The sequence below is a fragment of the Denitratisoma sp. genome (genome assembly GCA_032027165.1).
In the GTDB taxonomy this organism is placed as follows: domain Bacteria; phylum Pseudomonadota; class Gammaproteobacteria; order Burkholderiales; family Rhodocyclaceae; genus Desulfobacillus.
The window spans coordinates 1700837-1727660 of sequence record JAVSMO010000001.1 but is presented as its reverse complement, the minus strand read 5'-3'; the positions used below and the strand labels follow the sequence as shown (position 1 = coordinate 1727660).

Sequence of the window (26824 nt, the reverse complement as noted above, 5' to 3'; positions counted from 1 at the left end):
TGTTGCAGGGACTGACTTTTCCCGCTTACTCCATCGCCTCGTACAGCGGCAGGGTGAGGAACTCCGGGTAGTCGGGCGACAGGCTCATCTTCTCGAAGATGCCCGCGGCCTGGTCGTAGGTCTCCGTCTTCTCGCCGGCGGCGGAGACGGTGGCCTTGACCTTGGCGAGTTCCTCGACGATGAAGCCCTTCACCATCTCGGCGGTGACCTTGCGGCCATCGTCGAGTTTGCCCTTCGGGCTGACCACCCACTGCCACACCTGCGAGCGCGAGATCTCGGCGGTGGCGGCGTCTTCCATCAGGTTGTGGATGGGCACGCAGCCGTTGCCGGCGAGCCAGGAGCCGAGGTAGTGGATGCCGACGTTGATGTTGTTGCGCACGCCGGCCTCGGTGATGGGCTGTTCGGGCTGGAAGTTGAGCCAGTCCTTCGGGCCGTAGGTGTCGGTGCGCTGCTTCTCCCACTGGTTGGGCTTGTCGCCGAGCACCTTGACGAACTCTTCCATGGCGATGGAGACGAGGCCCGGGTGGGCCACCCAGCCGCCGTCGTAGCCGTCGTTGGCGTCGCGCGTCTTGTCGTGGCGGATGCCGGCGAGCGCCTTCTCGTTGGCGGCCGGATCGTTCTTGATCGGGATCAGCGCGCTCATGCCGCCGATGGCCGGCGCGCCGCGCTTGTGGCAGGCCTTCACCAGCGCCAGGGCGTAGCTGCGCATGAAGGGCACTTCCATGGTGATGGCGCCGCGGTTGGCCAGGCAAAAATCCTTGTTCTTCTTGAACTTCTTGATGCAGGAGAAGATGTAGTCCCAGCGCCCGGCGTTGAGGCCGGCGGAATGCTCGCGCAGTTCGTAGAGGATCTCTTCCAGTTCGAAGGTGGCGAGGATGGTCTCCACCAGCACGGTGGCCTTGATGGTGCCGCGCGGCAGGCCGATCTCGTCCTGCGCCATGCAGAAGATGTCGTTCCACAGGCGCGCCTCGAGGTGCGATTCCATCTTCGGCAGGTAGTAGAAGGGGCCGGCGCCGCGGGCGATCTGCTCCTTGGCGTTGTGGAAGAACACCAGGCCGAAGTCGAAGATGCCGCCGGAGACGCGCTGGCCGTCGACCAGCACGTGCTTCTCGTCGAGGTGCCAGCCGCGCGGGCGGATCTGCAGGACGGCGATCTTGTCGTTGAGCTTGTAGGTCTTGCCGCCGGACTCCAGGCTGATGGTGCGGCGGATGGCGTCCTTCAGGTTCACCTGGCCCTGCACCTGGTTGAACCAGTTCGGGCTGTTGGAATCCTCGAAGTCGGTCATGTAGGAGTCGGCGCCGGAGTTGAAGGCGTTGATGATCATCTTGCGCTCGACCGGGCCGGTGATCTCGACGCGGCGGCACTCCAGTGCCTTCGGCAGCGGCGCGACCTTCCAGTCGCCTTCGCGGATGTGCTTGGTCTCGGGCAGGAAGTCCGGCATCTCGCCGGCGTCGATGCGCGCCTGGCGCTCGACGCGCTTGGCGAGCAGCTCCTTGCGGCGCGGCTCGAAGGCGCGGTGCAGCTTGGCGACGAAGGCCAGCGCCTCGGGCGTGAGGATTTCGTCGAAGCGGGGATGCAGGGGGGCGTTGATCTGAACGCCTGAAGGGAGGTTGAGGCTCATGTCGGCTCCTTGATTGAATTTTTCACGTACGCAACCACATCGGTCAGCAGGCGGCCCTGGGCCGCGGGTTGCGCGCCCAGTTCCTCGAGCGGCTGGCCGCTGCGGTTGATCCAGAAAGTCGTGTAGCCGAACCAGGCGGCGCCGATGGCGTCCCAGCAGTTCGACGACACGAAGAGAATCTCCCTCGTGGGGAGCTTGAAGGCATCCGGCCCGAGCTGGTAGGCCTCGGGCGCGGTCTTGTACTTTTTCACCGCTTCGACCGAGAGGATGTGGTCGAAGAGGCCGCTCATGCCGGCGCTCTTCACGGCGATGTCGAGCATGTCGGGCGTGCCGTTGGACAGGATGGCCAGCGGCACGCCCATTTTCTTCAGTTCCTTCAGCGCGCCGAGGTTCTCCGGGAAGGCGGAGAGGCAGGCGTACTGGCTCATCAGGCGCCGGCGCGAGTCGTCCGTCAGGTCGAGCCCCAGCTTGCGCGCGGAGAAGACCAGCGCGTCCTCCGTAACCTGCCAGAACGGCACGTAACGGTTCGACAGGGTGCGCAGGCGCGTGTAGCCGACCTGCACGTCGCGCCACAGCGCGGCGAGTTCCGCACCCTTGCCGGGGAAGAGCTGCTCGGCGAGCGCACCGACGGAATACACGTCGAACAGCGTGCCGTAGGCGTCGAAGGCGATGGCGCGGATCATGATTTGTTCATCCAGCCGAGGCCGGCTTCGGTGGTGGCGGCGGGCTTGTATTCGCAGCCCACCCATCCTTTATAGCCGATGCGGTCGAGGTGGGCGAAAAGGAAATCGAAATTGATCTCGCCCGTGCCCGGCTCGTGGCGGCCCGGGTTGTCGGCGATCTGGATGTGGGCGATTTTTCCGAGGTTCGCGGCGAGCGTGTGGGCGAGGTCGCCCTCCATGCGCTGCATGTGGTAGACGTCGTATTGCAGGAACAGGTTGTCGGCGTCGACTTCCTTGATCAATTCGAACGCTTGCCGCGTGCCGTTCAGGAAAAAGCCGGGGATGTCGTGCGTGTTGATCGGCTCGATCAGCAGTTTCATCCCGTGGGCCTGCAGCCTCAAGGCAGCGTAACGCAGGTTGCCGAGCAGCACGTGGCGCGCGGTGTCGGCCGGCACGTTCGCCGGCCTGATTCCGGCGAGGCAGTTCAACTGCGGCGTGCCGAGCGCGGCAGCGTAGGCGAGGGCGGCATCGATGCCCTGCCTGAATTCGTCGACGCGGTCGGGATGGCAGGCGATGCCGCGCTCGCCCGCGGCCCAGTCGCCGGCCGGCAGGTTGTGCAGCACCAGCGTGAGCTTGTTGCGGAACAGCGCCTGCTGCAGTTGCTCGGCCGGAGTGTCGTAGGGGAACTGGATTTCCACCGCCGTGAAGCCGGCGCGCGCGGCCCGCTCGAAACGCTCGAGCAGGGGCGCCTCGGTGAACAGCATCGACAGGTTGGCGGCGAATTGGGGCATGGAAGGAAGATACCCCGGTTGGTTTGTCAATAAAATACCGTTAAAATCAAATCATTGTTGCTTTTTGAGCAAAAATCCCATGAGCCGCCTGAAGCAGATCGAAACCTTCGTTTCCGTCGCCAGCCGTGGCAGCCTGACCGCCGCCGCCGCCGCCGAGGGCGTGGCGCCGGGCGTGGTGAGCCGGCGGCTGGATGCGCTGGAAGCGAGACTGGGGGTGAAGCTGCTGCTGCGCACGACGCGGCGCGTGACCCTCACCTTCGAGGGCAGCGCCTACCTGGAGGACTGCCAGCGCATCCTGCGCGAGCTGGGCGATGCCGAGGCCTCGGTGAGCCTCGGCGGCGTCAAGGCGCGCGGTCATTTGCGCATTTCGGCGCCGGCCGGCTTCGGCCGCCGGCACGTCGCGCCGCTGGTCATGCAGTTCCTCGACGCCCATCCCGAGGTCACGGTGAACCTCGATCTGACGGACCGGCTGGTCGACCTGGTGAACGAGGGCGTCGACTGCGCCATCCGCGTCGGCGAGTTGTCCGATTCCAGCCTGGTCAGCATCCGCCTGGCGGAGAACCGGCGCGTGGTGGTGGCGAGCCCCGAGTACCTGGCGCGCCATGTCACGCCGCGCACGCTGGCGGACCTCGCCGGCCACAACTGCCTGTCGCTCGGCCAGCAGCGCGGCTGGCTGTTCCGCGACGGCGAAGAAATCGTCAGCATCAAGGTCTCCGGCCAGCTCGAATGCAACGACGGCGCCGTGCTGCACGAGTGGGCGCTGGCGGGCCGGGGACTCGCCTGGCGCTCGATGTGGGAAGTGGGCGAGGACCTGCAGCGCGGTGCGCTGGTGCCTGTGCTGGACGAATTCGCCGCGCCGCCGACCGGCATCTATGCGGTGTTCCCGCAGCGCAAGTACCTGCCGCTGCGCGTGCGCCTGCTCATCGACCACCTGAAGCACAGCTACGGCAATCCCGACTACTGGGGCTTGGCGAATGCTACCTGAACGGTCGCCGTATCAGCGCGACTGACTTTTTTCCGCGAGCTTTGCCTTCTCGTAAAGCGGCATCACCGCGGGCAGGTGACGCTCGATTTCGCCGATGCGATTTTTACCTGAAGGGTGGGTCGACAGCCACTGCGGCGGCGCGCCCTTGTTGGCGGCCGTCATCTTCTGCCACAGCGTGATGCCGGCGCGCGGGTCGTATCCGGCGCGGGCGGCGAGCTCCAGGCCGACGGTGTCGGCCTCGGTCTCGTCGTCGCGCGAAAACTTCAGGGTCATCAGCTGGCCCCCCGCGCTGAACAGCCCGGAATACTTGCCGCCGCCGACGAACTCGCTGAGCACGCTGGCGCCGAGGCGCGTCAGCTCCGTCTTGGCAATGCGCTCGCGCGCATGCTCGCGCAAGGCGTGGGCGATCTCGTGGCCCATCACCATGGCGGCTTCGTCGTCGGTCAGCTGCAGGCCGAGCAGCAGGCCGCTGAAGACGGCGATCTTGCCGCCCGGCATGCAGAAAGCGTTGACCTGCTGCGAGCCGATGAGGATGACCTCCCACTGCCACTGCTGCGCCCGCGAATTGAAACGGGCGGCATGGGGAACCAGGCGGGCGGCGATCTGACGCAGCCGGCGTGTCTGCGGATGGTCGTCGGGCGCCAGCGCCTTCTTCGCCGCGGCCTGCTGCTTGAGCTGGGAGAATTCCTGGACGGCCTGGCGCTCGAGGCCTTCGGCCGGCACGAGCTTGCGCACCGCCGAGGGCTGGCCGACGTTCACGCCTTCGCGCGGTTCGGCCGCGGCGAGCGGGCCGGCGGCGAGGCCGCAAAGAAAAAGGGCGATGAGGCTGCGCGCGTTCATCGCCCTATCTTAACGCAAGCGGACAGCGGCTCAGGCGGCGGCTTGGTTCTCCAGCCGGACTTCATCCTGCGCCGCGGCCTTGGCCGGGCGTTCGATCGATACCTCGGCCAGGCGGTTGGCGATGTGGGCGAGCGCTTCCTCGACCTGGTCGATGAGGATCAGGCACAGTTCGCCGGGCTGGATGCGCGCCAGCGCCGTGTCGATGGCGAGGAACTCGCCGCGGATCTCTTCCACCGCGGTGGTGCGCTTGGCACGTGCCAGACCGGCGCGCAGCAGGCCGAGCACCTCGCCGTCGGCGCGGCCGCGCTGGCACTGGTCCTGGTAGAGGATGACTTCGTCGAAGGCGTCGCCGAGGATCTCGGTCTGCTTGCGGATGTCCTCGTCGCGGCGGTCGCCGGCGCCGCTGATGACGATCATGCGCCGCTCGGCCGGCATGGCCTCGACGGCGCGCACCAGCGCCAGGATGGCGTCGGGGTTGTGGCCGTAGTCGGCGATCAGCGTGGCGCCGCGGTAGCTGAAGACGTTGAAGCGGCCCGGCGCCGTGTCGGCGTCGCTGGCGAAGGATTTCAGGGCGGCACGCACCGCGCTCCAGTCGAGGTTCAACGCCCAGGCGGCGGCGACGGAGGCCATGGCGTTCTCCACCTGGAAGCTGATGGTGCCCTTGCGCGTGAGCGGCACGTTGTCGAGGGGGATCTGCTGCACGACCTCGCCGCTCTCGGCACAGACGATGGACTGGCCGTCGATGTAGACGACGCGCTTGCCCTGGGCGTTGTGCGTGGCCATCACCGGGTGGTGGCGGTCGGCGGCGAAGAAGGTCACCGCGCCGGGGCAGTTTTTCGCCATCCTGGCGACGATCGGGTCGGCGGCGTTGAGCACCGCCATGCCGTCCGGCGCAACGTTCTGCACGATGACGCGCTTGAGCACGGCGAGGTCTTCCACCGTGGTGATGTAGTTGAGGCCGAGGTGGTCGCCCTCGCCGATGTTGGTGACGACCGCCACCTTGCAGCGGTCGAAGGCGAGGCCCTCGCGCAGCAGGCCGCCGCGCGCGGTCTCGAACACCGCGGCGTCGACGTCCGGGTGCATCAGTACGTTGCGCGCGCTCTTCGGGCCGCTGCAGTCGCCGGTGTCGAGGCGGCGCTCGCCGACGTAAACGCCGTCGGTGCAGGTCATGCCGGTGCGCAGCCCCGTGCCTTCGAGCAGGTGGGCGATCAGGCGCACGGTGGTGGTCTTGCCGTTGGTGCCGGTCACCGCCACCACCGGGATGCGGCCGTCTTCGTTGCCCGGGTACATGTCGGCAATCACCGCCTCGCCGACGGCGCGGCCCTTGCCGAAGGAGGGCGCCAGGTGCATGCGCAGGCCAGGGGCGGCGTTCACCTCGACCACGGCGCCGGCCTGCTCCTCGAGCGGCTTCTGCATGGTTTCGCAGACGACGTCGACGCCGGCGATGTCGAGGCCGATCATCTGCGCCGCGGCGACGGCGCGCGCCGCCACCTCGGGATGGACTTCGTCGGTGACGTCGGTGGCGGTGCCGCCGGTGGAGAGATTCGCGTTGTTGCGCAGGACGACGCGCGTGCCCTGCGGCGGCACGGATTCGGCGGTGAGGCCCTGCAGGGCCAGGCGGCCGAGGGCGATGTCGTCGAAGCGGATTTTCGTCAGGGAGGTGGCATGGCCGTCGCCGCGGCGCGGGTCGCTGTTCACTTCGTCGACCAGCTGGCGCACGGTATGCACGCCGTCGCCGATGACGTGCGGCGGGTCGCGCCGCGCGGCGGCCACCAGCTTGTTGCCGACCACCAGCAGGCGGAAGTCGTGGCCGGGCACGAAGCGCTCGACCATCACGGTCGAGCCGTATTCGGCGGCGGTGGCGAAGGCGGCGTCGAGCTGCTCGCGCGTGGTGACGTTCACCGTGACGCCCTTGCCCTGGTTGCCGTCCTGCGGCTTGACGACGACGGCGGAGCCGATGTCCTGCATGGCGGCCCAGGCGTCGTCGGCGTCGACGACCGGCCGGCCCTGCGGCACCGGCACGCCGGCGGCTTCCAGCAGGTGCTTGGTGAGCTGCTTGTCCTGGGCGATGGTTTCGGCGATGGCGCCGGTGCGGTCGACCTCGGCAGCCTGGATGCGGCGCTGCTTGGAGCCCCAGCCGAACTGCACCAGGCTGCCTTGCGTCAGGCGGCGGAAGGGAATGCCGCGCGCGGCAGCGGCATGCACGATGGCCCCGGTGCTGGGGCCGAGGCGCACGTCCTCGTCTAGTTCGCGCAGCTGGGCGAGGGCGGCAGCGAGGTCGAAGGACACGTCGTCGAGGGCAGCGCGGCAGAGCTGCTCGGCCAGTTCGACGGCGAGGCGGCCGACTTCCTCCTCGGAATATTCGACGACGACCTGGAAGATGCAGCGCTCGATGGTCTGCGTGACGCGTGTGAAGGTGACCGGGCAGCCGGCCTGGGCCTGCAGGCCGAGGGCGGCGAAAGCGAGGGCATGGGCGACGGAGATCTCGCCCTCGTGGCCGATCGGACGCATCGGCCCGATGTTCGGGAAGCGCGCGCGCAGGCGGTCCTCGAAGTCGGGCAGGGCGCTGATGGCGCATTCGGCGCCGTCGCAGCGCACCACCGCCTCGATCGCGGTGTGGCGGCTCCACAGGTTGGGGCCGCGCAGGGCTCGGATACGGGAGACTTCCATGATGGATTTCCTGAGAGAAATGTCGGTTACTGGTTGGCCACCCGGCGCGGGCGGCTGCGTGCAGGGCGCTTGCGGTCCTGCTCGAAGGTTTCGATGCCGACGCGGATCATCTCGACCGGAATGTCGAGGGCCACGGCGGCGCCCACCGCGGCCAGCAGGCTGGCATTGCGGTCGGCGTCGGTTTCGTCCTTGCGGGCGGTGAATACGGGCAGTTCGAGGAAGGGGCCCTCCACGGCGCCGGTCGCCAGCATGATGCGGTTGTCGCGCAGGTATAGCGCGCGGCCGCCCCGGGCGCGGTGCTCGGCGATGGCCGGCAACTCCGGCCCAAGGCCGTAGAAGATCACTTCGCCGTCGCACAGCTCGGCCATGCGCACGACGTGGGGATCGGCGGCATTCAGCACGGCCGTGCCTTCCGGCAGGACGATGTCCACCTGGGTGCGCAGCACATGGTAGAGCTGCTCGGCGGTGTGGATGTCGAAGTGGCCGAGCGCTTCCGCGCCTTCTGTGTCGGTGACGATGCCGACCTGGCAGCGGTCGTAGGCGATGCCCTCGCCGAGAATCATGGCTGCGCCGTTCTCGAACACGGCGGCATCGACCGAGCGGTTGATGAGCAGGCGCTGGCCGGCCGCCCAGTTGGCGCTGTCCTTCTTGTCCACCGGCCGCTTGTCGAGGAACAGGCCGTCGCGGCAGGCCAGGCCGACATGCTTGCCGGTGAGCTGGAGCAGCCAGGAGACGAGGCGTCCGATCAGGGCCGTGCCCTGGGTGCCGGCGATGCCGACGATGGGGATGCGGCCCTTGTCGCCGGCCGGGAACAGGTTGTCCACGATGGCCTGGCCGACCGGGCGCGGCTTGCCCCGCGCCGGCTTGAGGTGCATCAGCAGGCCGGGGCCGGCATTCACTTCGACGATGGCGCCGCGCTGCGCTTCCAGCGGGCGGGAAATGTCCTCGGCGACGATGTCGATGCCGGCGATGTCGAGGCCGACGACGCGGGCGGCGAGGGTGGCGGCTTCGGCGACTTCCGGATGCACTTCGTCGGTGACGTCGTCGGCGAGGTTGCCGTAGCGGATGATGAGGACCTTCTTGCCGGCCGGCGGGATCGATTCGGGGCCGAAGCCCTGGCGCTGCAGTTCAAGCTGCACGGCGGGTTCGCGCTCCACCCGCACCGGCTCGAGCGGGAACGACTCGTCCTCGCCGCAGCGCGGGTCGCTGTTGATCTGGGTTTCGATGAGCTGCGCAATGGTCGACTTGCCGTCGCCGACGACCGATGCGGTCTCGCCGCGCGAGGCGGCGACGAGGCGGTTGCCGACCACCAGCAGGCGGTGCTCGACGCCGGGGACGTAGCGCTCCACCATGACCTCGCTGCCTTCCTCCTCGGCCACGCGATAGGCGGCCTCGACCTGCTCGCGCAAAGTCAGTTCCAGCGAGACGCCGCGGGCATGGTTGGCGTCGGTCGGCTTGACCGCCACCGGCACGCCGATCTCCTCGGCGGCTTCCCAGGCGTCCTCGGGGCTGGTGACGACGCGGCCTTCCGGCACCGGCAGGCCGCAGGAGGTGAGCAGGGTCTTGGTGAGGTCCTTGTCGCGCGAGATGCTTTCGGCGATGGCGGAGGTGGAATCGGTCTCGGCGGTCCAGATGCGGCGCTGGCGGGCGCCGTGGCCGAGCTGCACCAGGTTGCCTTCATTCAGGCGGATGAAGGGGATGCCGCGTTCGACGGCGCCGTCCACGATGCTGCTGGTGCTGGGGCCGAGGCAGAGCTTGTCGGCCAGCTCGCGCAGTTTCTCGATGGCGCCCGGCACGTCGTAGTGCGTGTCGTTGATGGCGGCCATGACGAGGTCGCGGCCGGCGGCGAGGCAGGCGCGCGTCACCTGTTCCTGGCGCGAGCGCACGACGACTTTATAGACGCCGTGCTGCGAGGTCTGGCGGGCCTTGCCGAAGCCGGTGCGCTGGCCGGCCAGGTTCTGCAGTTCGAGGGTGACGTGTTCGAGGATGTGGGCGGCCCAGGTACCTTCGCGCAGGCGCTGCAGGAAGCCGCCGCGCTCGCCCTCGCTGCAGCGGTGCTCGATGAGGGAAGGCAGCCAGGCGGAGAGGCGTTCGTAGAAGCCGGGGATCTTGTTGGAGGGGGCTTCCTCCAGTTCGCCGATGTCGACCCAGGCCTCGATGATCGGGCGGTAGGTCCAGATGTTTGGCCCGCGGAGCGGGGTGATGCGCAGGAATTCGATGTCTCTGTATTTCATATATCCCTGCCGCAAAGCCGGTCGCTCCGGCAGGGGATGTGTCAAGCTTGGGGTGAATAACGAGGCATTTGGTATTAGGTTTACTTGGGCAATGAAAAATCTTGCTTTCACCCCTGGGGCTTGTATCCCTGCCAGGGGCCGGCTGCGTTACTAACGATATACTTGTTCCGGCGCATTTATGCTGCGCCGCAGCAAGACATTATCAAAGCCCGCCAGAAGGCAATATAACCATATGAATTCAAATAATTATGATTTGGCGAGCAATGGCCCGCCAGTCGAACCGTGGCGCGCCGAGGCGGTTGCCCGGCTGGCTTCCGGAGAAGCCCTGGAAGCCGGGCTGGCACTCGATCTGGACGAGTCTTTGCATTTTGGTGAAGGCGTGCTGGCCGTCACCGACAGGCGGCTGCTGGCCCGATCGCCGGGAGAATCGGACTGGCGGGAATGGCCTTACCGGGCCGGATTGCAGCTGTTGCACCACGACCACGCCGGCGTCGGCAGCCTGGAGTTGCTGGACGAAACGGGCCGGCTGGGCGGCTGGCGCTTCACCATCGGGCACAACCCTGCCGCCCTGCGGCTGGTCGATGCCTTCGAACGGCAGTTGGCAAGCCATCTGACCGGCCAGCCGGTCGAACGGCCGGAAGCGGATGTTTGCCCGAAATGCGGTGCCCCCCTCGATGGCGAAGAGGAATGCCCGGTCTGCGCCCGGGAGATCCATGCGCCGCCGTCGCCGCGCACCCTGCTGCGCCTGGGACGGTTCGCCCGGCCCTATCGCTGGCAACTGTTCTGGGGATTCACCCTCACCCTGGTGTCGACGGGCGCCGCCATGGTGCCGCCCTACCTGACCATGCCGCTGATGGACGATGTGCTGATTCCCTACCAGAACGGCAAGCCGATCGACATCGATCTCGTCATGCTGCTGCTGGGCGGCCTGCTCGGCGCGGCGCTCGTGGCCTGGGGCCTGGGCTGGGCGCGCACCTACATCCTGTCGCTGGTGGCCGAGCACATCGGCAAGGACTTGCGCACCGTCACTTTCGAGCACCTGATGGGGCTGTCGCTGGAATACTACGGCGGCAAGCGCACCGGCGACCTGATGGCGCGCATCGGCTCCGAATCGGACCGCATCTGCCAGTTCCTCTCGGTGCAGGTGCTCGACTTCGCCACCGACGTGCTGATGATCGCGATGACCGCCGTCATCCTGTTCTCCATCAGCCCCTGGCTGGCGCTGGTGACGCTGCTGCCGCTGCCCTTCATCGCCTGGATGATCCAACTGGTGCGCGACCGCCTGCGCACCGGCTTCGAGAAGGCCGACCGCATCTGGTCGGAGATCTCCAACGTGCTGGCCGACACCATTCCGGGCGTGCGCGTCGTCAAGGCTTTCGCCCAGGAGCGACGCGAGACCCAGCGCTTCCGCGCCGCCAACGAAATCAACCTGGCGGTGAACGACCGCGTGAACCGCGTCTGGTCGCTGTTCTCGCCGTCGGTGACCCTGCTCACGGAAATCGGCCTGCTGGTGGTGTGGGCCTTCGGCATCTGGCAGGTGTCGAAGGACCAGATCACGGTGGGCGTGCTGACGGCCTTCCTTGCCTACATCACGCGCTTCTACACGCGGCTGGACTCGATGAGCCGCATCGTCTCCTCGACCCAGCGCGCCGCCGCCGGCGCCAAGCGCCTGTTCGACATCCTCGACCATGTGTCGAGCGTGCCCGAGCCGACCAGCCCGGTGCGCCTGCCCGAGGTGAAGGGCCGCATCGAACTGAGCGATGTCGCCTTCCGCTACGGCAACCGCTCGGTGCTGCGCGGCGTCGACCTCGAGATCGCGCCGGGCGAGATGATCGGCCTGGTCGGCCACAGCGGCTCGGGCAAGACCACGCTGGTCAACCTCATCTGCCGCTTCTACGACGTGACCGAGGGCGCCATCCGCCTGGAGGGCGTGGACATCCGCCAGCTGGCGGTGGCCGACTACCGGCGCAACATCGGGCTGGTGCTGCAGGAGCCCTTCCTCTTCTTCGGCACCATCGCCGAGAACATCGCCTATGGCAAGCCGGAGGCCACGCGCGCGGAGGTCGTCGCCGCGGCGCGCGCCGCGCATGCCCACGAGTTCATCCTGCGCCTGCCGCAGGGCTACGATTCTCTGGTCGGCGAGCGCGGCCAGGGACTCTCCGGCGGCGAGCGCCAGCGCATCTCCATCGCCCGCGCGCTGCTCATCGATCCGCGCATCCTCATCCTCGACGAAGCCACTTCGTCGGTGGATACCGAGACGGAGAAGGAAATCCAGAAGGCGCTCGACAACCTGGTGCGCGGGCGCACCACCATCGCCATCGCCCACCGGCTGTCCACGCTGCGCAAGGCCGATCGCCTGGTGGTGATGGACCGCGGTCGCATCGTCGAGGTCGGCAACCACGACGAATTGATGGCGCGCGAAGGCGCCTACTACCGCCTCTATCAGGCACAGGCGCGCAACGTCGACACCGACATAGGGGAAACGGGCGAGGAAGTGCCGCGCCTCGAACACAAGGCGAAGGGACAGTGACCATGGAAACGGATTTTCAGCTCACGCGCAACGCCTTCGGCCGCCTGGTGCTCACCACCGCCGCGGGCGACGTCTGCGAAGGCGTCGTGCCGGTGCGCGCCTTTCCCATCGCCGCGCCCGGCGAGGGCATCTCGCTGGTCGGGCCGGACGGCCACGAGGCCGGCTGGATCGAGCGCCTCGACCGGCTGCCTGCGCCGCAGCGGCAGCTGGTGGAAGAAGAACTCGACCGGCGCGAATTCATGCCGGAGATCCGCCGCATCCGCAACGTCTCCAGCTTCGCCACGCCGAGCACCTGGCAGGTCGACACCGACCGCGGCGAGACGAGCCTCGTGCTGTGGGGCGAGGAGTTCATCCGCCGCCTCGGCAAGTCCGGCCTGCTGATCGAGGACAGCCACGGCATCCATTTCCTGGTGCGCGACCTCAATGGCCTCGATGTCGCCAGCCGCAAATTGCTTGATCGTTTCTTATAGGAGTACGCACATGACACAGCATTTCGTTCGTCCGCTTCGATTTGCCGTACTGGCCCTGTCTGCCGCACTTGCCGCAGGATCGGCGCTCGCCGACAAGCCCGACTGGGCCGGCAACGGCAAGGGCAAGGGAAAGAAAAACGAGGATCGCGTCGAGCAGCGCGGCGGCTCCTCGGCTTCCCGCTTCACCGACCAGCACCGCCGCCTGATCGCCGAGTATTACGGCGGGCAACAGGCACAGCCGGGCAGGAAATGCCCGCCGGGCCTGGCCAAGAAGAACAACGGCTGCCTGCCGCCGGGCCAGGCGAAGAAATGGGGCATGGGGCGTCCGCTGCCGGGCGACCTGCGCTACTACGACCTGCCGGGCGACCTGCTGCGGCGCCTGCCACCTGCGCCCGCCGGCCACCGCTACGTGCGCGTCGCCGCCGACATCCTGCTCATCGCCGTCGGCAGCAGCATGGTCATCGACGCCGTCGAGGATCTCGTGCGCTGATCGTCGCCTGCCCCTCTCCCCTCCAGTGGGACGGGGGCTCCCTGTTTCGTCGCCGTGCTGCAGGGACTGACTTTTAGTTCCGGCATAACGCCCGCATCTCGGGCATTAGTCTCCTCTGAAACGCGGGGGCGTTTTCCTGCGCCGACCTAGCTTCTTTTCACGAGCTTCACTGCTCCCCATAGCGCCAGCCCGGCGAGGGCGGCCGCGGCGCACAGCACGTGCAGGCCGTCCACCGACAGCCAGCCATGCCAGGGATTCGTGCCGACGGCGGGCCAGAGGGGGCGCACGTCGACGTGCATCGCCATGTCGAGGATGAGGTGGCTCCAGGCGCCAAGCAGGGCGCCGATGAGTGCCTGCCTGACGCCGATCGACGGCGCACAGCCAAGCCACCGCGCCTGCGCCGGACTGAGTTGCCGGTTCCAGAAGCGCAGCCAGGACTCGCAGGCGATCCGCCCCGGCCAGACGGCGGCGAGGGCGGCCAGCGTGGCGCCGGGCAGGGTGTGGAAGAAACGGTGCGCCGGCTCCCCGGTGAAGAGAAAGAGCAGGATGGGTTCGAGGTCGATGAGCCCGTTGGCCAGCGCGAAGGCCGTCCAGCTGACCTGTTGCGGCGCGATCGCCTTGAGGAGGGCGCCCGGTCCGAAGTGAAAGGGTGTGATCGGCATGGGCCTGAGGCAGCCTGTGGCCGGATCAGCCGCCGCCCAAGGCCTTGTACAGGCTGGCGCCGGTGGCGGCGAGCGCCCGCCGCGCCGCCAGCGCCGACTGCTGCGCAGCGTAGAGTTCGCGCTGCGCATCGAGCAGTTCGAGATAGCTCGACATGCCGACCTTGTAGCGGGCATCGACCCGCTGCAGGCGCTCGCCCTGCGCCGCGCTGGCGGCTTCCAGCGCCTGCATCTGCTCGGCGTAGCGCTGGCGCGCGTCGAGCAGGTCGGCGACTTCGCGGAAGGCCTGCTGGATCGTCTTCTCGTATTCGGCCACGGCGATGTGCTTGCGCGCCTCTGCGAGGTCGACGTTGCTCTCGGCGCGGCCGGCGTCGAACAGCGGGTACTTCAGCAGAGGCACGAAATTCCATGCGCTGCTGCCGCCCTGGAAGAGGCCGGAGAGGGCCGGGCTGGCGCTGCCGGCGACGATGGTGAGCAGGATGCGCGGCAGGAAGGCGGCGCGCGCGGCGCCGATGTTGGCGTTGGCGGCGATCAGCTTCTGTTCGGCCGCCAGCACGTCGGGACGCCGCAGCAGCACCTCGGAGGGCAGGCCGACGCGCAGCGCCGGCGCTTCCGCCACGGCGGCGGATCCCGCAGGCGACGGTGGCAGGCTGGTGCCGGCCAGGAGGTTCAGGGCGTTTTCGGCGGCGGCCTTCTGCCGCGCGAGATTGGCGGCCTCGGCGCGGGCGCCGGCCCAGGCGCCGTCGGCGGCGTAGTAGTCGAGGTCGCCGGCGAGGCCGACGTCGCGCCGCTGCTCGATCAGCTTGCGGCTCTCGGCGCGGCTGGCGACGGTGGCCTCGGCCAGCGCGCTGCGCGCCTCCAGCTCCCGCAGGGCGTACCAGGCCGACGCCACGTCGCTGATCAGCGTCAGGCGGAAGGCGCGCTGGGCGTATTCGCTGGCGAGGAAGTTCGCGCGCGCCGCCTCGTCGAGGTTCTTCACGCGCCCCCAGAAATCAAGTTCGAAGGCGGCGATGCCGAGGTTGGCGTCGAAGCGCTGGCTGAAAGTCCGGCGACCTGTCGGCGCCAGGTCGCCGGGGGTTAGCGAAGCCTGGCGCTGCAGGTTGGCGTCGACGGCCGGGAAGCGGTCCGCGCGGGCGAGGCCGGCCAAGGCGCGCGCCTCGTCCACGCGGCCAATTGCGATCTTCAGGTCGCGGTTGTGCTCGAGCGCAGCGGCGATCGGCGCCTGCAGGCGCGCATCCGTGAAATAGGCGCGCCAGTCTTCCGGCACCGGCTGCGCGGCGGCGCTGTCGGCGACCTGCGTCGGCCAGGCGACGGGCACGGGTGCTGCGGGGCGCAGAAAGTCGGGCGCCAGCGAACAGCCGGCGAGGGCAATGGAGAGGCTCAGGGCGAGCGGCAGGGGCTTAGTCATGGCTGGATTCCGCATGATGGCGCGCATGGCCGGGGAAGAAGCGCCGGACGACGACGAAGAACACCGGCACGAGGAACACCGCCAGCGCGGTGGCGGCGAGCATGCCGCCGATGACGCCGGTGCCGATGGCGTGGCGGCTGTTGGCGCCGGCGCCGGTGGATACCGCCAGGGGCAGCACGCCGAACATGAAGGCGATGGAGGTCATCAGGATCGGCCGGAAGCGCAGGCGGCAGGCTTCGAGCGTGGCCTCGACCAGTTCCTTGCCCTGCTCCTGCAGCTCGCGGGCGAACTCGATGATCAGGATGGCGTTCTTCGCCGACAGGCCGATGATGGCGATCAGCCCCACCTTGAAGTAGACGTCGTTGGGCAGGCCGCGCAGGGTGACGGCCAGCACGGCGCCGAAGATGCCCAGCGGCACCACCAGCATCACCGCGAAGGGCACCGACCAGCTTTCGTACAGCGCCGCCAGACAGAGGAAGACCACGAACAGCGAGACGGCGAAGAGGAAGGGCGCCTGCGCGCCGGAGAGCCGTTCCTCGAAGGAACTGCCCGACCATTCGAAGCCGATGCCGGGCGGCAGCTTGGCGGCGATTTCCTCCATCGCCGACAGGGCGTCGCCAGTGGAACGGCCGGGCGCCGGGTTGCCGGCGATCTTCATCGACGGCAGGCCGTTGTAGCGGTCGAGCTTCGGACTGCCGACGATCCACTTCGCCGTCGCGATCTCGGCGAGCGGGATCATGTCGCCGCGCGCGTTCTTCACCGGCAGCCGCAGGAGGTCCTCCGGCGTGCGCCGCGTGTCGGCTTCGGCCTGCATCTGCACGCGCAGGATGCGGCCCTCGCGCACGAAGTCGTTGATGTAGGCGGCGCCGAGGGTGGCCTGCAGCGTGTCGTTGAGCTCGCCCAGGTCGATGCCCAGTGCGCGCGCCTTGACGCGGTCGACGCCGAGATAAATCTGCGGGGCGGGCTCCTGGCCTTCCGGTCGCACGCCCGCCAGCGCCGGATGCTGGCCGGCCAGGCCGAGCGCCATGTTGCGCGCTTCCATCAGCTTGTCGCGGCCCAGGCCGCCGCGGTCCTGAAGGCGGAAGTCGAAGCCGCCGACGGCGGCCAGCTCGGGGATCGGCGGCACGTTGATGGCGAAGATCATCGCCTGCTTGATGCGGAAGAAGGCCATGTTGGCGCGCTGCACCACCGAGTCGGCCTCGTTTTCCTTGTTCGGCCGCTCGTCCCAGCTTTTCAGGCGGATGAAGGCGATGGCGGCGTTCTGGCCGCGCCCGAAGAAGGAGAAGCCGGCGACGCCGATGACGTGGGCGACTTCCTCCTGCGCCAGATAGTGCTTCTCGACGGTGTCGAGCACCTCGAGGGTCCGCTCGCGCGTCGCGCCGGCAGGCAGCTGGACGATGCTGAGGAAGTAGCCCTGGTCCTCGCTCGGCAGGAAGCTGCCCGGCAGCCGGGCGAACAGCCAGCCGGTCGCGGCGAGGATCGCCGCATACACGATGAGCCAGCGGCCGGGCCGGCCGAGGATGCGGCGCGTGGCGCCGACGTAGCGCTGCACGGTGGCGGCGAAGAAGCGGTTGAACCAGCCGAAGAAGCCGGTCGAGGGCATCACGTCCTTGCCGGGCTGGTGCTTGAGCATCGAGGCGCACAGGGCCGGCGTCAGCGTCAGCGCCATCATGGCCGAGAAGGCCATGGTCAGGATCAGGGTCACGGCGAACTGGCGGTAGATGGCGCCCACCGAGCCGCCGAAGAAGAGCAGGGGCACGAACACCGCCGTCAGCACCAGGGTGATGGCGATGACGGCGTTGATGATCTGTCCCATCGCCTTGCGCGTGGCGGCGCGCGGGTCGAGGCCCTCCTCGCTCATGATGCGCTCGACGTTCTCGATCACCACGATGGCGTCGTCCACCACGATGGCGATCGCCAGCACCATAGCGAACAGGGTCAGCACGTTGATCGAATAGCCGAGCAGGTAGAGCCCGATCATCGCGCCGAACAGCGACACCGGCACGACGACGGTGGGGATGAATGTGGCGCGCACGTTCTCGAGGAACAGGTACATCACCAGCACCACCAGGATCATCGCCTCGATCAGCGTCTTGACCACTTCGCGGATGGAGATGTCGACGAAGGTCGAGGTGTCGTAGGGCACCATCCAGGAGATGTTGGACGGGAAATACCGGGCCAGCTCGGCCATCCTGTCCTTGACCGCCTTGGCGGTGTCGAGCGCGTTGGCCCCGGGCGCCATGCGCACGGCGATGGCCGCGGTGGGCTGGCCGTCGACCCGCGCGGCAATCGTGTAGTCCTGCGCGCCGAGCTCGACGCGGGCGACGTCCTTCACGCGCACGGAGGCGCCGCGCTCGTCGCTCTTGATGATGATGTTGCCGAACTCGGCCGGGGTGGCCAGGCGGCCCTGCGTGATGATGGTGGCGCTGTATTCCTGGCCGGGCACCGCCGGCACCTGGCCGAGCTCGCCGGTGGCGATCTGCGCGTTCTGCGCGCGCACCGCCTTCGCCACGTCGGCCGGCGTCAGGCCGAAGGCCTGCAGGCGCTCCGGCTTGAGCCACAGGCGCATCGAGTACTCGGTGCCGAACAGGATCGCCTCGCCCACGCCCGGCGTGCGGCGGATGCTCTCCAGCACGTTGGCGGCGGCGAAGCTGCCGAGCGCCACGTTGTCGAGCGACTTGTCCGGCGAGAACAGGGTGAGGAACAGCAGGTAGTTGCGCGCCGATTTGACGACCGTGACGCCGAGGCGCCGCGCTTCCTCGGGCAGGCGCGGCTCGGCGCGCTTGATGCGGTTCTGCGTTTCCACCGAGGCCAGGTCGAGGTTGGTGCCGGCCTTGAAAGTCAGCGTGATGGTGCCGAGGTTCTGCTCGGAGGCCGAATCCATGTAGAGCAGGTTCTCGATGCCGTTCAGCTCCTGCTCGATGAGCGCCACCGCGGTTTCCTCGACGACCTTGGCGGAGGCGCCGGGGTAGTTGACGGTGATGGCCAGCGCGGGCGGTGCTACGGCCGGATAGCTGGCCACCGGCAGCTGGCGCAGGGCGAGGGCGCCGCCGAGCAGGATCATGATGGCGATGACCCAGGCGAAGATGGGCCGGTCGATGAAGAAGTTGGCGAACATGGCTTACTTCTTTTCGGCTGCCGGCGGCGCAGTCGGCGCTCCTGGCAGGAGGGGCGTGCCGGGGTTCCACGGCACCGGCTTCACGATGCTGCCGGGGCGCGCCTTCTGCAGGCCGTTGACGATCACCTGTTCGCCGCCCTGGAGGCCGCCGGTGACGATGAAGTCGGGACCGGCCATCGTGCCGGTCGTGATCGGCCGCGGGACCACCTTGCCCTCGGCGTCGACGGTCATCACCATCTGGCCGCCGGGACCGCCCTGCACGGCGCGCTGCGGCACGCGGATGGCCTTGTCGAGATCGGCCTGCGGGAAGCGCACGCGCACGAAGGTGCCGGGCAGCAGTTCGCGCCTTGGGTTCGGGAACTCGGCGCGCAGCACCACGGCGCCGCTGGCCGGGTCGACGGCCATGTCGGCGAACAGCAGCCGGCCCTTTTCCGGGTAGATCGAGCCGTCCTCCAGCAGCAACTGGACCTCGGCCGAATCCGATTTCTTTTGCGTGCCGGCCTTCACCGCCTGCTGCAACCGCAGCACGTCGGAATAGGTTTGCGAGAACTCGACGCGGACCGGGTCGAGTTGCTCGATGGTGACCAGATGTGTGGCTTCGCCCTTGCCGACGAGGGCGCCCTCGGTGACCAGTGCGCGGCCGGCGCGGCCCGAGATGGGCGCGCGCGGCACGGCATTCTCGAGGTCGAGCCGGGCGCGCGCCAGCGCCGCCTCGGCCTGCTTGTAGCGCGCCAGTGCCCCGTCGTATTCCTGCTGGCTGACCGCCCGTGTCTCCAGCAGCGGCTTGTAGCGTTCGAAGGTGGCCTTGGCCGCCGCCACGTCGGCGGCAGCCGCAGCGGCGGCCGCCTGGTAGGTACGGGCGTCGATCTGGAACAGCGGCGTCCCGGCGGCGATGTCGCTGCCCTCCTTGTAGAGCCGCTTTTCCAGTACGCCTTCGACGCGTGCACGGACCTGTGCCGAGCGGACCGCCTGCAGCCGCCCCGGCAGGTCCTGGGTGAGTGTGGCGCTGCCGACGGACACGGTGATCACGTCGACCTCGGGGGGCGGCGGCATGCCGCCGGCGGGCGCGGCGGCGGCCGGCGCCTTGTTGTCGCCGTTGCCGCAGGCGGCCGCGAGCAGCGCGGCGGTCAGCAGAGCGAGCAAGGTGTGCTTGTTTCTCATGGAATGTTCCGTTCGGCGGCGAGGGGGGAGTTTTCCGGCGCGAAGGCGCGCAGGAAGCAATCGACGATTTCACCGGCGCGCATTGAATTCGTGCGCGGCGGTTGTTCGCCGGAAAAGAGGAAGCGGGTGCGCTCGGCGCCCACCAGCATCGACAGCAGGGTGGTGGCGGCGAAGTCGGCATCGGTGTCGCGCAGTTCGCCGCGGTCCATGGCGGCCTGCAGGACGGCGGCGAGTCGCGCGGTGGTGCGCGCCGGTCCGGTCCGGTAGACCGTCTTCGCGAGGTCGGGAAAGCGCGCCGCCTCTGCGGCGAGCACGCGGAACAATCCGAGTCCGGCGGCGCTCAGCGCCTTGTCGCGATAGACGATGCCGAAGCGGGTCAGTCGTTCGCGCAGGTTCCGGCCGTCGTCGTCGAGCGCGATCAGCAGGTCGGCTGTCGCCTGGCGGATCACCTCGCCGAACAGGTCGGCCTTGTGCGGGAAGTGGTTGTAGAAAGTCTGCTTCGCCACGCCGGCACGGGCGGCGATGCGATCGACGCTGGCGCGATAGCCTTCCTCGAGGAAGGCCGCATGGGCCGCGGACAACAGGCGCGAGCGGCAATCATCGGGAGCAGCTGCGGGAGGAGCGGCCATACCTGGCAGGCATACATGCGGAGTGATTGGACTGCGCAGTCTACTCGCGCACGAATTGGCTCGCAACCCTTTGTTCCGTATGGTCGGCCCGTTATACCAGGCTCAATTGCAGTCGGCCTGGCAGGCGGCCGGATCGACGGCGCAGTTGCCGTCGCCCCGCACCTTGCATTCGGCCTTGGTGCGGTAGGTGAAGGTCACGCCTTCCGGGTAGCTGCAGGCGAGGCGCGTCAGCTTGCCTTGCCGGGTGGCGGCGATGGACATGGGCTTGAGCCTGTTCAGCGTGCCGGCCGGCAGGTCGCAAGATATATAGGCCTGGAAGGCGCCGTCCTTCGACTCCCACAGCGCGATGTTCTTCGCCTTGCGGTAGCTCTCGTAGGTGGCGCAGGTTTCCTTGTCCTTGCCGTACATGCGCGCGTTGTCGGCGCAAAAGCCGGTGTAGGTGTATTTCAACTCCTCTTCCGAAGGACAGGTGGCGACCTGCACGGCGGCGGCCGCATCGGGGCAGGCGAGGGTTTCGGCGCGGGCGGGGAGCGCCGCGCCAAGCGCCATGGCGAGTGCAAGCAGGGTGCGTTTCATCGGGACTCCTTTCGGCTGCCATTCTACCTGCGAAAAAAAGCCACCCCGCAGGGTGGCTTTTTCCCGAAGCGTACGAGACTCAGTGGCTGGCAGCCTTCTTGTCGAAGAACTGCTCGTCTTCCGTCGAGCCCTTGAGGGCGGCGGTGGAGGCGTCGCGCTCGATGGTCGTGGTGACGGCGTCGAAGTAGCCGGTGCCGACTTCGCGCTGGTGCTTGACGGCCGTGAAGCCCTTCTCGGCGGCGGCGAACTCGGCCTCCTGCAACTCGACGAATGCACTCATCTGGTTGCGGGCATAGCCGTGGGCCAGGTTGAACATCGAGTAGTTGAGGCTGTGGAAGCCGGCCAGGGTGATGAACTGGAACTTGTAGCCCATGGCGCCGAGTTCCTTCTGGAACTTGGCGATGGTGGCGTCGTCCAGATTCTTCTTCCAGTTGAAGGAAGGCGAGCAGTTGTAGGCGAGCAGCTTGCCGGGGAACTGCTTGTGGATGCCTTCGGCGAATTTCTTGGCGAAGGCGAGGTCCGGCTTGCCGGTCTCGCACCACACCAGGTCGGCATAGGGTGCGTAGGCGAGGCCGCGCGAGATGGCCTGGTCGATGCCGGGCTTGGTCTTGTAGAAACCCTCGACGGTGCGCTCGCCGGTGCAGAACGGCTTGTCGTTGGCGTCGACGTCGGAGGTCAGCAGGTCGGCGGCCTCGGCGTCGGTGCGGGCGATGACCAGGGTCGGCACGCCCATGACGTCGGCAGCGAGGCGCGCGGCGACCAGCTTGGCGACGGCTTCGCGCGAGGGCACGAGCACCTTGCCGCCCATGTGGCCGCACTTCTTCACGGAGGCGAGTTGGTCTTCCCAGTGCACGCCGGCGGCGCCGGCTTCGATCATGGCCTTCATCAGTTCGAAGGCGTTCAGCACGCCTCCGAAGCCGGCTTCGGCGTCGGCGACGATTGGCGCGAAGAAGTCGAGGTAGCCTTCATCGCCCGGGCGCTTGCCCTCGGACCACTGGATCTGGTCGCAGCGCTGGAAGGTGTTGTTGATGCGCTTGACCACCAGCGGCACCGAGTTGGCCGGGTAGAGCGACTGGTCGGGATACATCTCGCCGGCAATGTTGGCGTCGCCGGCGACCTGCCAGCCCGAGAGGTAGATGGCCTTCAGGCCGGCCTTGACCTGCTGCATGGCCTGGTTGCCGGTGAGGGCGCCCAAGGCGTTGACGAAGGGCTCGCTGTTCACCAGGTTCCACAGCTTCTCGGCGCCGCGACGGGCCAGGGTGTGCTCGATCTGCAGGGAGCCGCGCAGCCTGACGACATCCTCTGCGGTGTAGCCGCGCTTGATGTTCTTCCAGCGGGGGTTCTCGGCCCATTCCTTCTTGAGCTTGGCAACTTCGAGTTCGTTGTTCATCGCAATCCTCTTCGTCAGTGCGTGGGTGTTTGAAAAAGGCCCGCCCGGAGGGGCGCCGGACGGCGGTTGTTTCAGGGCGAAAGTATAGAGGGGATTTTGCGCAGCAACAACAGAAAACCAAGTCTTATATATAATTTATTTTTCTTTAATTAACATAGTATTGCAAGAAATTTACCGGATTATAAAACTCCGTTCATTTCGTGAAATGAAACGCCTGCTGCGTCGCAGCAAAACGAAGTTTCAGGCATGGCAAACGCCCGCGTGAGCAAGCGTTTGCCGGAACCAGAAGTCAGTCCCCACGGTACGGCGGGGAGGGGGTCAGGGCTGGAGTTCGGTCGGCGACACCAGGATGCCGTCCTCGTCGGCATACAGGTAGTGGCCGGGTGTGAAGGTGGTGCCGCCGAAGCTGACGGCGATTTCGGTCTCGCCCACATTTTTCTTGATGCTCTTCAGCGGATGCGTGTCGAGCGCCATCACGCCGATGTCCATCTCGCCGATGGCGCGTGAATCGCGGATGCAGCCGTACACGACGATGCCGGCCCAGCCGTTCTTCACGCCGAGCGCCGCCAGCTGGTCGCCGACCAGGGCGCAGCGCAGGCTGCCGCCGCCGTCGATGACCAGCACGCGGCCTCCGCCATCGGATTCCAGCGCCTTGCGCACGAGGGAGTTGTCCTCGAAGAGTTTCAGCGTGGCGATGCGGCCGTGGAAGGCATCGCGCCCGCCGTAGGCATTCAGCATCGGCTCGATTACGCGCACCTGGCCGGCACGCACTTGTTCTTCGTATTTGTCGCAGAGATCGGCGGTTTGGAAATCCATTTGCGGCTCCGAAAAAAGAAACGGCGGCATTCTAGCCGCCGTTGGTCAAGGCGTGGCGGAAATCAGGCGACCGGTTCGGCCACCTCGTCGAAGAGCAGCTGCACCTTCTGGCTGTCGTCGAGGTCGATGGTGACGCGCCCGCCGCTGGACAGCCGGCCGAACAGCAGCTCGTCGGCGAGCGCGGAGCGGATGGTGTCCTGGATCAGGCGCGCCATCGGCCGCGCGCCCATGAGCGGGTCGAAACCTTTCTCGGCCAGCCAGTCCTTGAGCTTGTCGGTGAACACCGCCTCGACCTTCTTCTCGTGCAGCTGCGCCTCCAGCTGCATGAGGAACTTGTCCACCACGCGCAGGATGACCTCGTGGTCGAGCGCCGCGAAGGAAATGATGGCGTCGAGCCGGTTGCGGAATTCCGGCGAGAACATGCGCTTGATCTCCGCCATCTCGTCGCCCGCCTCGCGCGAGATCGAGAAGCCGATGCCGCCCTTCTGCAGCATCTCGGCGCCGGCGTTGGTGGTCATGACGATGACGACGTTGCGGAAATCGGTCTGGCGGCCGTTGTTGTCCGTCAGCGTGCCGTGGTCCATCACCTGCAGCAGGATGTTGTAGATGTCCGGGTGCGCCTTTTCGATCTCGTCGAGCAGCAGCACCGCATGCGGCTTCTTGGTGATGGCCTCGGTGAGCTGGCCGCCCTGGTCGAAGCCGACGTAGCCGGGCGGCGCGCCGATCAGGCGCGAGACGGCATGCCGCTCCATGTATTCGGACATGTCGAAGCGCACCAGCTCGATGCCCATGCAGTAGGCGAGCTGGCGGGCGACCTCGGTCTTGCCGACGCCGGTCGGGCCGGAGAAGAGGAAGCTGCCGATCGGCTTGGTCGGATTGCCGAGGCCGGAGCGCGACATCTTGATCGCCTTGGCGAGCGCCTCGATGGCCTTGTCCTGGCCGAAGACGACCGACTTCAGGTCGCGGTCGAGGTTTTTCAGCGCGGCGCGGTCGTCCGAGGAAACGTGCTGCGAGGGCACGCGGGCGATCTTGGCGACGATCTCCTCGATCTCGGTCTTGCCGATGACCTTCTTCTGCTTCGACTTCGGCAGGATGCGCTGCGCGGCGCCGGCCTCGTCGATGACATCGATGGCCTTGTCCGGCAGGTGGCGGTCGCCAATGTAGCGCGCGGAGAGCTCGGCGGCGCTGGAGATGGCCTGCGTCGAATACTTCACGCCGTGGTGCTGCTCGAAGCGCGTCTTCAGCCCCTTCAGGATGGAGACGGTCTCCTCGACGGAAGGCTCGTTGACGTCGATCTTCTGGAAGCGTCGCGACAGGGCGTGATCCTTCTCGAAGACGCCGCGGTATTCGGTATAGGTGGTCGCTCCGATGCACTTCATCTGGCCGGAGGCGAGCGCCGGCTTGAGCAGGTTGGAAGCGTCGAGCGTGCCGCCTGAAGCGGCGCCGGCGCCGATCAGGGTGTGGATCTCGTCGATGAAGAGGATGGCGTTGTGGTTGTCCACCAGCTGCTTCAGCACCGCCTTCAGTCGCTGTTCGAAATCGCCGCGGTACTTCGTGCCGGCCAGCAGCGCGCCCATGTCGAGGGCGTAGATCTGGGCGTGCGCCAGGATTTCCGGCACGCGGCCCTCGACGATGCGCCGCGCCAGGCCCTCGGCGATGGCGGTTTTGCCGACGCCGGCCTCGCCGACCAGCAGCGGGTTGTTCTTGCGACGGCGGCAGAGCGTCTGGATGACGCGCTCGAGCTCCTTGTCGCGACCGATGAGCGGGTCGATCTTGCCCATCAGGGCCTGGGCGTTGAGGTTCTGCGTGTAGTTCTCTAGCGCACCGCCGGCCTGCTGGCCCTCTGGCTCCTGCTCCTGCTGTTCGCCTTCGCTGCGCGGGCTGCCCTGGGCAGGCGCCTTGGTGATGCCGTGCGAGATGAAGTTGACCACGTCGAGTCGGGTGATGCCCTGGCGCTGCAGGAAATAGACGGCATGCGAATCCTTTTCGCCGAAGATGGCGACGAGGACGTTGGCGCCGGTGACCTCCTTCTTGCCGGAGGATTGCACATGCAGGATGGCGCGCTGTATCACCCGTTGGAAGCCCAGCGTCGGCTGGGTGTCGATCTCGTCCGTGCCGGCGACCGTGGGCGTGTGCTCGGTGATGAAGGCGATGAGTTCCTTGCGCAGTTCCTCGATGTTGGCGGCGCAGGCGCGCAAAACCTCGGCGGCAGAAGGGTTGTCGAGCAGCGCCAGCAGCAGATGCTCCACGGTAATGAACTCGTGGCGCTTCTGCCTCGCCTCGACGAAGGCCATGTGCAAACTGACTTCCAGTTCCTGCGCAATCATCTCAACTTTCCTCCATGACGCACGCCAGCGGATGCTGGTGCTCCCGGGCGAAGCCGGTCACCAGTTCGACCTTGGTGGCGGCCACATCCCGCGGGAAGATGCCGCAGGTGCCGACACCTTCCTTATGCACTTTGAGCATGATCCGCGTCGCTTGTTCGCGATTCATGCCGAAAAATCTTTGCAGCACGACGACCACGAAGTCCATGGGCGTGTAATCGTCATTTAACAGCAAAACCTTGAACAGCGGCGGCGGCTTGGTCTTGGTCCGCTCCGCTTCGAGCACCGATTCGCTCTGCTTGCGCGTAGCCATGATTCAATTCTAATCAGAAAAAGCGAATCTGCAACACGCCGCGAGGAACGGCAGCGGATGCGGGATGCGGGGCGGCTCGCACATGCGTAAAAGTGCAGCCGCGCGTGGGCGTGTCAAAAAGCTACAAATTGCTGTTATGCAGCATGAAAAAAGCCGGCAAAGGTCTTGACGCGCCATATTTGTTTGGCGTAAAAATCAATGCGTGTTTGTCACAAAGTCTATGCAATACCGCTGGTTGGACGCCGTGTTTCTTCCCGAATCCCGCTTCGCTCCCGTGGTTGTCGCGTGCTTTCAAAACAAACATCCGGGCTCATCGAATTGATGATGCCCGGCCAAGACGTTTAACACGAGGAAAGAGCTTTATGGCAACAGGTACTGTCAAGTGGTTCAACGACGCCAAGGGTTACGGATTCATCACGCCGGATGACGGCAGCGAGGATCTGTTCGCCCATTTCTCGGCGATCCAGATGGGCGGCTTCAAGACGCTCAAGGAGGGGCAGAAAGTCTCCTTCGAGGTGACGCAGGGTCCGAAAGGCAAGCAAGCCTCGAACATCCAGGCTGCCTAAGGCGGCTTTGGGCCGGTTGCGGGTGCGCCCGCAGCCGGTTGGCAATCCGGATTTGCGGAAGCCCGTTCCCTTGCGGGATGCGGGCTTTTTCTTTTTTTCTGTTTGCCGCGGCCAACAAAAAGGGCCGGCGGAGGCCGGCCCTTTTTGTTGGCGTGACGGGCCTCAGGCGACGCCGGCCCCCCAGCCGGACTGCTCGACGAGGCGGAACAGGTCCGCCTCGGTGACGATGCCGAGCGGCACGCCTTGTTCCATCACGACGATGCGGCGGATGCCGTTGTTCATCATCTGCCGCGCGACATGGAGCAGGGGGGTGTCGCGCGTGCAGGTGATGAGATAGCGGTTGGCGATCTCGTCGACCGTCATGCCGCCCGGCCGGCGGTTGGGCACGATGATCTTGCGCAGCACGTCGCGCTTGGTCATGATGCCCCACTCGCCTTCGGCGTTCGGCTCGACCAGGATGGCGTTCAGGCCGTGCTCGCGCATGACGTGCATGGCCGAATCCACGGTTTCGCCGCCGCCCACCATCTGGAAGGGCGACATGATGGCGCCGACGCTGCGCTCGGTCTTCATC

22 protein-coding genes are annotated in these 26824 nt (G+C 67.2%); 5 read left to right on the top strand and 17 right to left on the bottom strand.

The window, feature by feature from the left end; translation table 11 throughout:
* Positions 1 to 25: 25 nt before the first annotated feature.
* The 3 genes from aceB to hyi are packed head-to-tail and all read right to left on the bottom strand — an operon-like array spanning position 26 to position 3074.
* A complete protein-coding gene (gene aceB / locus ROZ00_08475) occupies positions 26 to 1621 on the bottom strand; it encodes a malate synthase A (protein ID MDT3736244.1) in 1596 nt (531 codons plus the stop codon).
* The gene (locus ROZ00_08470) at positions 1618 to 2304 is read right to left on the bottom strand and encodes a haloacid dehalogenase type II (GenBank protein ID MDT3736243.1); all 687 of its coding nucleotides are present in this window, start codon (positions 2302 to 2304) and stop codon (positions 1618 to 1620) included. Before ROZ00_08470 ends, aceB begins: the two co-directional genes overlap by 4 nt.
* Positions 2301 to 3074: a hydroxypyruvate isomerase gene (hyi, locus tag ROZ00_08465; protein MDT3736242.1), complete on the bottom strand. Its 774-nt coding sequence runs from the start codon at positions 3072 to 3074 to the stop codon at positions 2301 to 2303. Before hyi ends, ROZ00_08470 begins: the two co-directional genes overlap by 4 nt.
* A gap of 79 nt (positions 3075 to 3153) precedes the next feature.
* On the opposite strand from hyi, the gene ROZ00_08460 reads away from it, so the two are divergent.
* Positions 3154 to 4059, top strand: coding sequence for a LysR family transcriptional regulator (locus ROZ00_08460; GenBank protein ID MDT3736241.1), 906 nt, complete (start codon positions 3154 to 3156; stop codon positions 4057 to 4059).
* 12 nt (positions 4060 to 4071) lie between these two features.
* Here the strand turns inward: ROZ00_08460 and ROZ00_08455 are convergent, their stop codons facing one another.
* Genes ROZ00_08455 through cphA (ROZ00_08445) form a run of 3 tightly spaced genes read right to left on the bottom strand, consistent with a single transcriptional unit; the run spans position 4072 to position 9803 of the window.
* Positions 4072 to 4899 carry a M48 family metallopeptidase gene (locus tag ROZ00_08455; GenBank protein ID MDT3736240.1) on the bottom strand — a complete coding sequence of 276 codons (828 nt, stop codon included), beginning with the start codon at positions 4897 to 4899 and terminating at the stop codon, positions 4072 to 4074.
* Positions 4900 to 4929: 30 nt separating this feature from the next.
* Positions 4930 to 7569 carry a cyanophycin synthetase gene (gene cphA / locus ROZ00_08450; protein MDT3736239.1) on the bottom strand — a complete coding sequence of 880 codons (2640 nt, stop codon included), beginning with the start codon at positions 7567 to 7569 and terminating at the stop codon, positions 4930 to 4932.
* A gap of 26 nt (positions 7570 to 7595) precedes the next feature.
* Positions 7596 to 9803, bottom strand: coding sequence for a cyanophycin synthetase (gene cphA / locus ROZ00_08445; protein MDT3736238.1), 2208 nt, complete (start codon positions 9801 to 9803; stop codon positions 7596 to 7598).
* 253 nt (positions 9804 to 10056) lie between these two features.
* On the opposite strand from cphA (ROZ00_08445), the gene ROZ00_08440 reads away from it, so the two are divergent.
* The 3 genes from ROZ00_08440 to ROZ00_08430 are packed head-to-tail and all read left to right on the top strand — an operon-like array spanning position 10057 to position 13293.
* Positions 10057 to 12333 (top strand): ABC transporter transmembrane domain-containing protein, encoded by a 2277-nt coding sequence (locus tag ROZ00_08440; protein MDT3736237.1) that lies wholly within the window; start codon positions 10057 to 10059, stop codon positions 12331 to 12333.
* A gap of 2 nt (positions 12334 to 12335) precedes the next feature.
* Positions 12336 to 12803: a DUF1854 domain-containing protein gene (locus ROZ00_08435; GenBank protein ID MDT3736236.1), complete on the top strand. Its 468-nt coding sequence runs from the start codon at positions 12336 to 12338 to the stop codon at positions 12801 to 12803.
* A 10-nt stretch (positions 12804 to 12813) separates the two neighbouring features.
* The gene (locus ROZ00_08430) at positions 12814 to 13293 is read left to right on the top strand and encodes a hypothetical protein (GenBank protein ID MDT3736235.1); all 480 of its coding nucleotides are present in this window, start codon (positions 12814 to 12816) and stop codon (positions 13291 to 13293) included.
* Positions 13294 to 13439: 146 nt separating this feature from the next.
* Here the strand turns inward: ROZ00_08430 and ROZ00_08425 are convergent, their stop codons facing one another.
* The 10 genes from ROZ00_08425 to clpS form a co-directional block, all read right to left on the bottom strand.
* The gene (locus tag ROZ00_08425; GenBank protein MDT3736234.1) at positions 13440 to 13955 is read right to left on the bottom strand and encodes a hypothetical protein; all 516 of its coding nucleotides are present in this window, start codon (positions 13953 to 13955) and stop codon (positions 13440 to 13442) included.
* A gap of 25 nt (positions 13956 to 13980) precedes the next feature.
* Positions 13981 to 15360, bottom strand: coding sequence for an efflux transporter outer membrane subunit (locus ROZ00_08420; protein ID MDT3736233.1), 1380 nt, complete (start codon positions 15358 to 15360; stop codon positions 13981 to 13983).
* Positions 15353 to 18478 (bottom strand): efflux RND transporter permease subunit, encoded by a 3126-nt coding sequence (locus ROZ00_08415; protein MDT3736232.1) that lies wholly within the window; start codon positions 18476 to 18478, stop codon positions 15353 to 15355. Before ROZ00_08415 ends, ROZ00_08420 begins: the two co-directional genes overlap by 8 nt.
* Before the next feature lie 3 nt (positions 18479 to 18481).
* Positions 18482 to 19639, bottom strand: coding sequence for an efflux RND transporter periplasmic adaptor subunit (locus ROZ00_08410; protein MDT3736231.1), 1158 nt, complete (start codon positions 19637 to 19639; stop codon positions 18482 to 18484).
* Positions 19636 to 20268, bottom strand: coding sequence for a TetR/AcrR family transcriptional regulator (locus tag ROZ00_08405; GenBank protein MDT3736230.1), 633 nt, complete (start codon positions 20266 to 20268; stop codon positions 19636 to 19638). The genes ROZ00_08410 and ROZ00_08405 overlap by 4 nt, the downstream gene beginning before the upstream one ends.
* Positions 20269 to 20370: 102 nt before the next feature.
* Positions 20371 to 20844, bottom strand: a complete 474-nt coding sequence (locus ROZ00_08400; protein MDT3736229.1) for a hypothetical protein — start codon at positions 20842 to 20844, stop codon at positions 20371 to 20373.
* A gap of 79 nt (positions 20845 to 20923) precedes the next feature.
* Entirely contained in the window at positions 20924 to 22234 is a 1311-nt protein-coding gene (gene aceA, locus ROZ00_08395) for an isocitrate lyase (GenBank protein ID MDT3736228.1), read from the bottom strand.
* Positions 22235 to 22552: 318 nt separating this feature from the next.
* Entirely contained in the window at positions 22553 to 23050 is a 498-nt protein-coding gene (gene rraA / locus ROZ00_08390; protein ID MDT3736227.1) for a ribonuclease E activity regulator RraA, read from the bottom strand.
* Between the two features lie 62 nt (positions 23051 to 23112).
* Positions 23113 to 25377, bottom strand: a complete 2265-nt coding sequence (gene clpA / locus ROZ00_08385; protein ID MDT3736226.1) for an ATP-dependent Clp protease ATP-binding subunit ClpA — start codon at positions 25375 to 25377, stop codon at positions 23113 to 23115.
* A 1-nt stretch (position 25378) separates the two neighbouring features.
* Positions 25379 to 25687, bottom strand: coding sequence for an ATP-dependent Clp protease adapter ClpS (gene clpS, locus ROZ00_08380; protein MDT3736225.1), 309 nt, complete (start codon positions 25685 to 25687; stop codon positions 25379 to 25381).
* A 362-nt stretch (positions 25688 to 26049) separates the two neighbouring features.
* Between clpS and ROZ00_08375 the strand changes: the two genes are divergently transcribed.
* On the top strand, positions 26050 to 26253 hold the full coding sequence (locus ROZ00_08375; GenBank protein ID MDT3736224.1) for a cold-shock protein: 204 nt from the start codon (positions 26050 to 26052) through the stop codon (positions 26251 to 26253).
* Between the two features lie 162 nt (positions 26254 to 26415).
* Here ROZ00_08375 and ROZ00_08370 read toward each other — a convergent pair whose 3' ends face one another.
* A complete protein-coding gene (locus ROZ00_08370; GenBank protein MDT3736223.1) occupies positions 26416 to 26823 on the bottom strand; it encodes a CBS domain-containing protein in 408 nt (135 codons plus the stop codon).
* Position 26824 lies beyond the last annotated feature (1 nt).

Bases quoted from the DNA above. Each gene is read 5' to 3' on its own strand.
- aceB (MDT3736244.1), bottom strand. From the start codon at position 1,621: ATGAGCCTCAACCTCCCTTCAGGCGTTCAGATCAACGCCCCCCTGCAT.
- ROZ00_08470 (MDT3736243.1), bottom strand. From the start codon at position 2,304: ATGATCCGCGCCATCGCCTTCGACGCCTACGGCACGCTGTTCGACGTG.
- hyi (MDT3736242.1), bottom strand. From the start codon at position 3,074: ATGCCCCAATTCGCCGCCAACCTGTCGATGCTGTTCACCGAGGCGCCC.
- ROZ00_08460 (MDT3736241.1), top strand. From the start codon at position 3,154: ATGAGCCGCCTGAAGCAGATCGAAACCTTCGTTTCCGTCGCCAGCCGT.
- ROZ00_08455 (MDT3736240.1), bottom strand. From the start codon at position 4,899: ATGAACGCGCGCAGCCTCATCGCCCTTTTTCTTTGCGGCCTCGCCGCC.
- cphA (MDT3736239.1), bottom strand. From the start codon at position 7,569: ATGGAAGTCTCCCGTATCCGAGCCCTGCGCGGCCCCAACCTGTGGAGC.
- cphA (MDT3736238.1), bottom strand. From the start codon at position 9,803: ATGAAATACAGAGACATCGAATTCCTGCGCATCACCCCGCTCCGCGGG.
- ROZ00_08435 (MDT3736236.1), top strand. From the start codon at position 12,336: ATGGAAACGGATTTTCAGCTCACGCGCAACGCCTTCGGCCGCCTGGTG.
- ROZ00_08430 (MDT3736235.1), top strand. From the start codon at position 12,814: ATGACACAGCATTTCGTTCGTCCGCTTCGATTTGCCGTACTGGCCCTG.
- ROZ00_08425 (MDT3736234.1), bottom strand. From the start codon at position 13,955: ATGCCGATCACACCCTTTCACTTCGGACCGGGCGCCCTCCTCAAGGCG.
- ROZ00_08420 (MDT3736233.1), bottom strand. From the start codon at position 15,360: ATGACTAAGCCCCTGCCGCTCGCCCTGAGCCTCTCCATTGCCCTCGCC.
- ROZ00_08415 (MDT3736232.1), bottom strand. From the start codon at position 18,478: ATGTTCGCCAACTTCTTCATCGACCGGCCCATCTTCGCCTGGGTCATC.
- ROZ00_08410 (MDT3736231.1), bottom strand. From the start codon at position 19,639: ATGAGAAACAAGCACACCTTGCTCGCTCTGCTGACCGCCGCGCTGCTC.
- ROZ00_08405 (MDT3736230.1), bottom strand. From the start codon at position 20,268: ATGGCCGCTCCTCCCGCAGCTGCTCCCGATGATTGCCGCTCGCGCCTG.
- ROZ00_08400 (MDT3736229.1), bottom strand. From the start codon at position 20,844: ATGAAACGCACCCTGCTTGCACTCGCCATGGCGCTTGGCGCGGCGCTC.
- aceA (MDT3736228.1), bottom strand. From the start codon at position 22,234: ATGAACAACGAACTCGAAGTTGCCAAGCTCAAGAAGGAATGGGCCGAG.
- rraA (MDT3736227.1), bottom strand. From the start codon at position 23,050: ATGGATTTCCAAACCGCCGATCTCTGCGACAAATACGAAGAACAAGTG.
- clpA (MDT3736226.1), bottom strand. From the start codon at position 25,377: ATGATTGCGCAGGAACTGGAAGTCAGTTTGCACATGGCCTTCGTCGAG.
- clpS (MDT3736225.1), bottom strand. From the start codon at position 25,687: ATGGCTACGCGCAAGCAGAGCGAATCGGTGCTCGAAGCGGAGCGGACC.
- ROZ00_08375 (MDT3736224.1), top strand. From the start codon at position 26,050: ATGGCAACAGGTACTGTCAAGTGGTTCAACGACGCCAAGGGTTACGGA.
- ROZ00_08370 (MDT3736223.1), bottom strand. From the start codon at position 26,823: ATGAAGACCGAGCGCAGCGTCGGCGCCATCATGTCGCCCTTCCAGATG.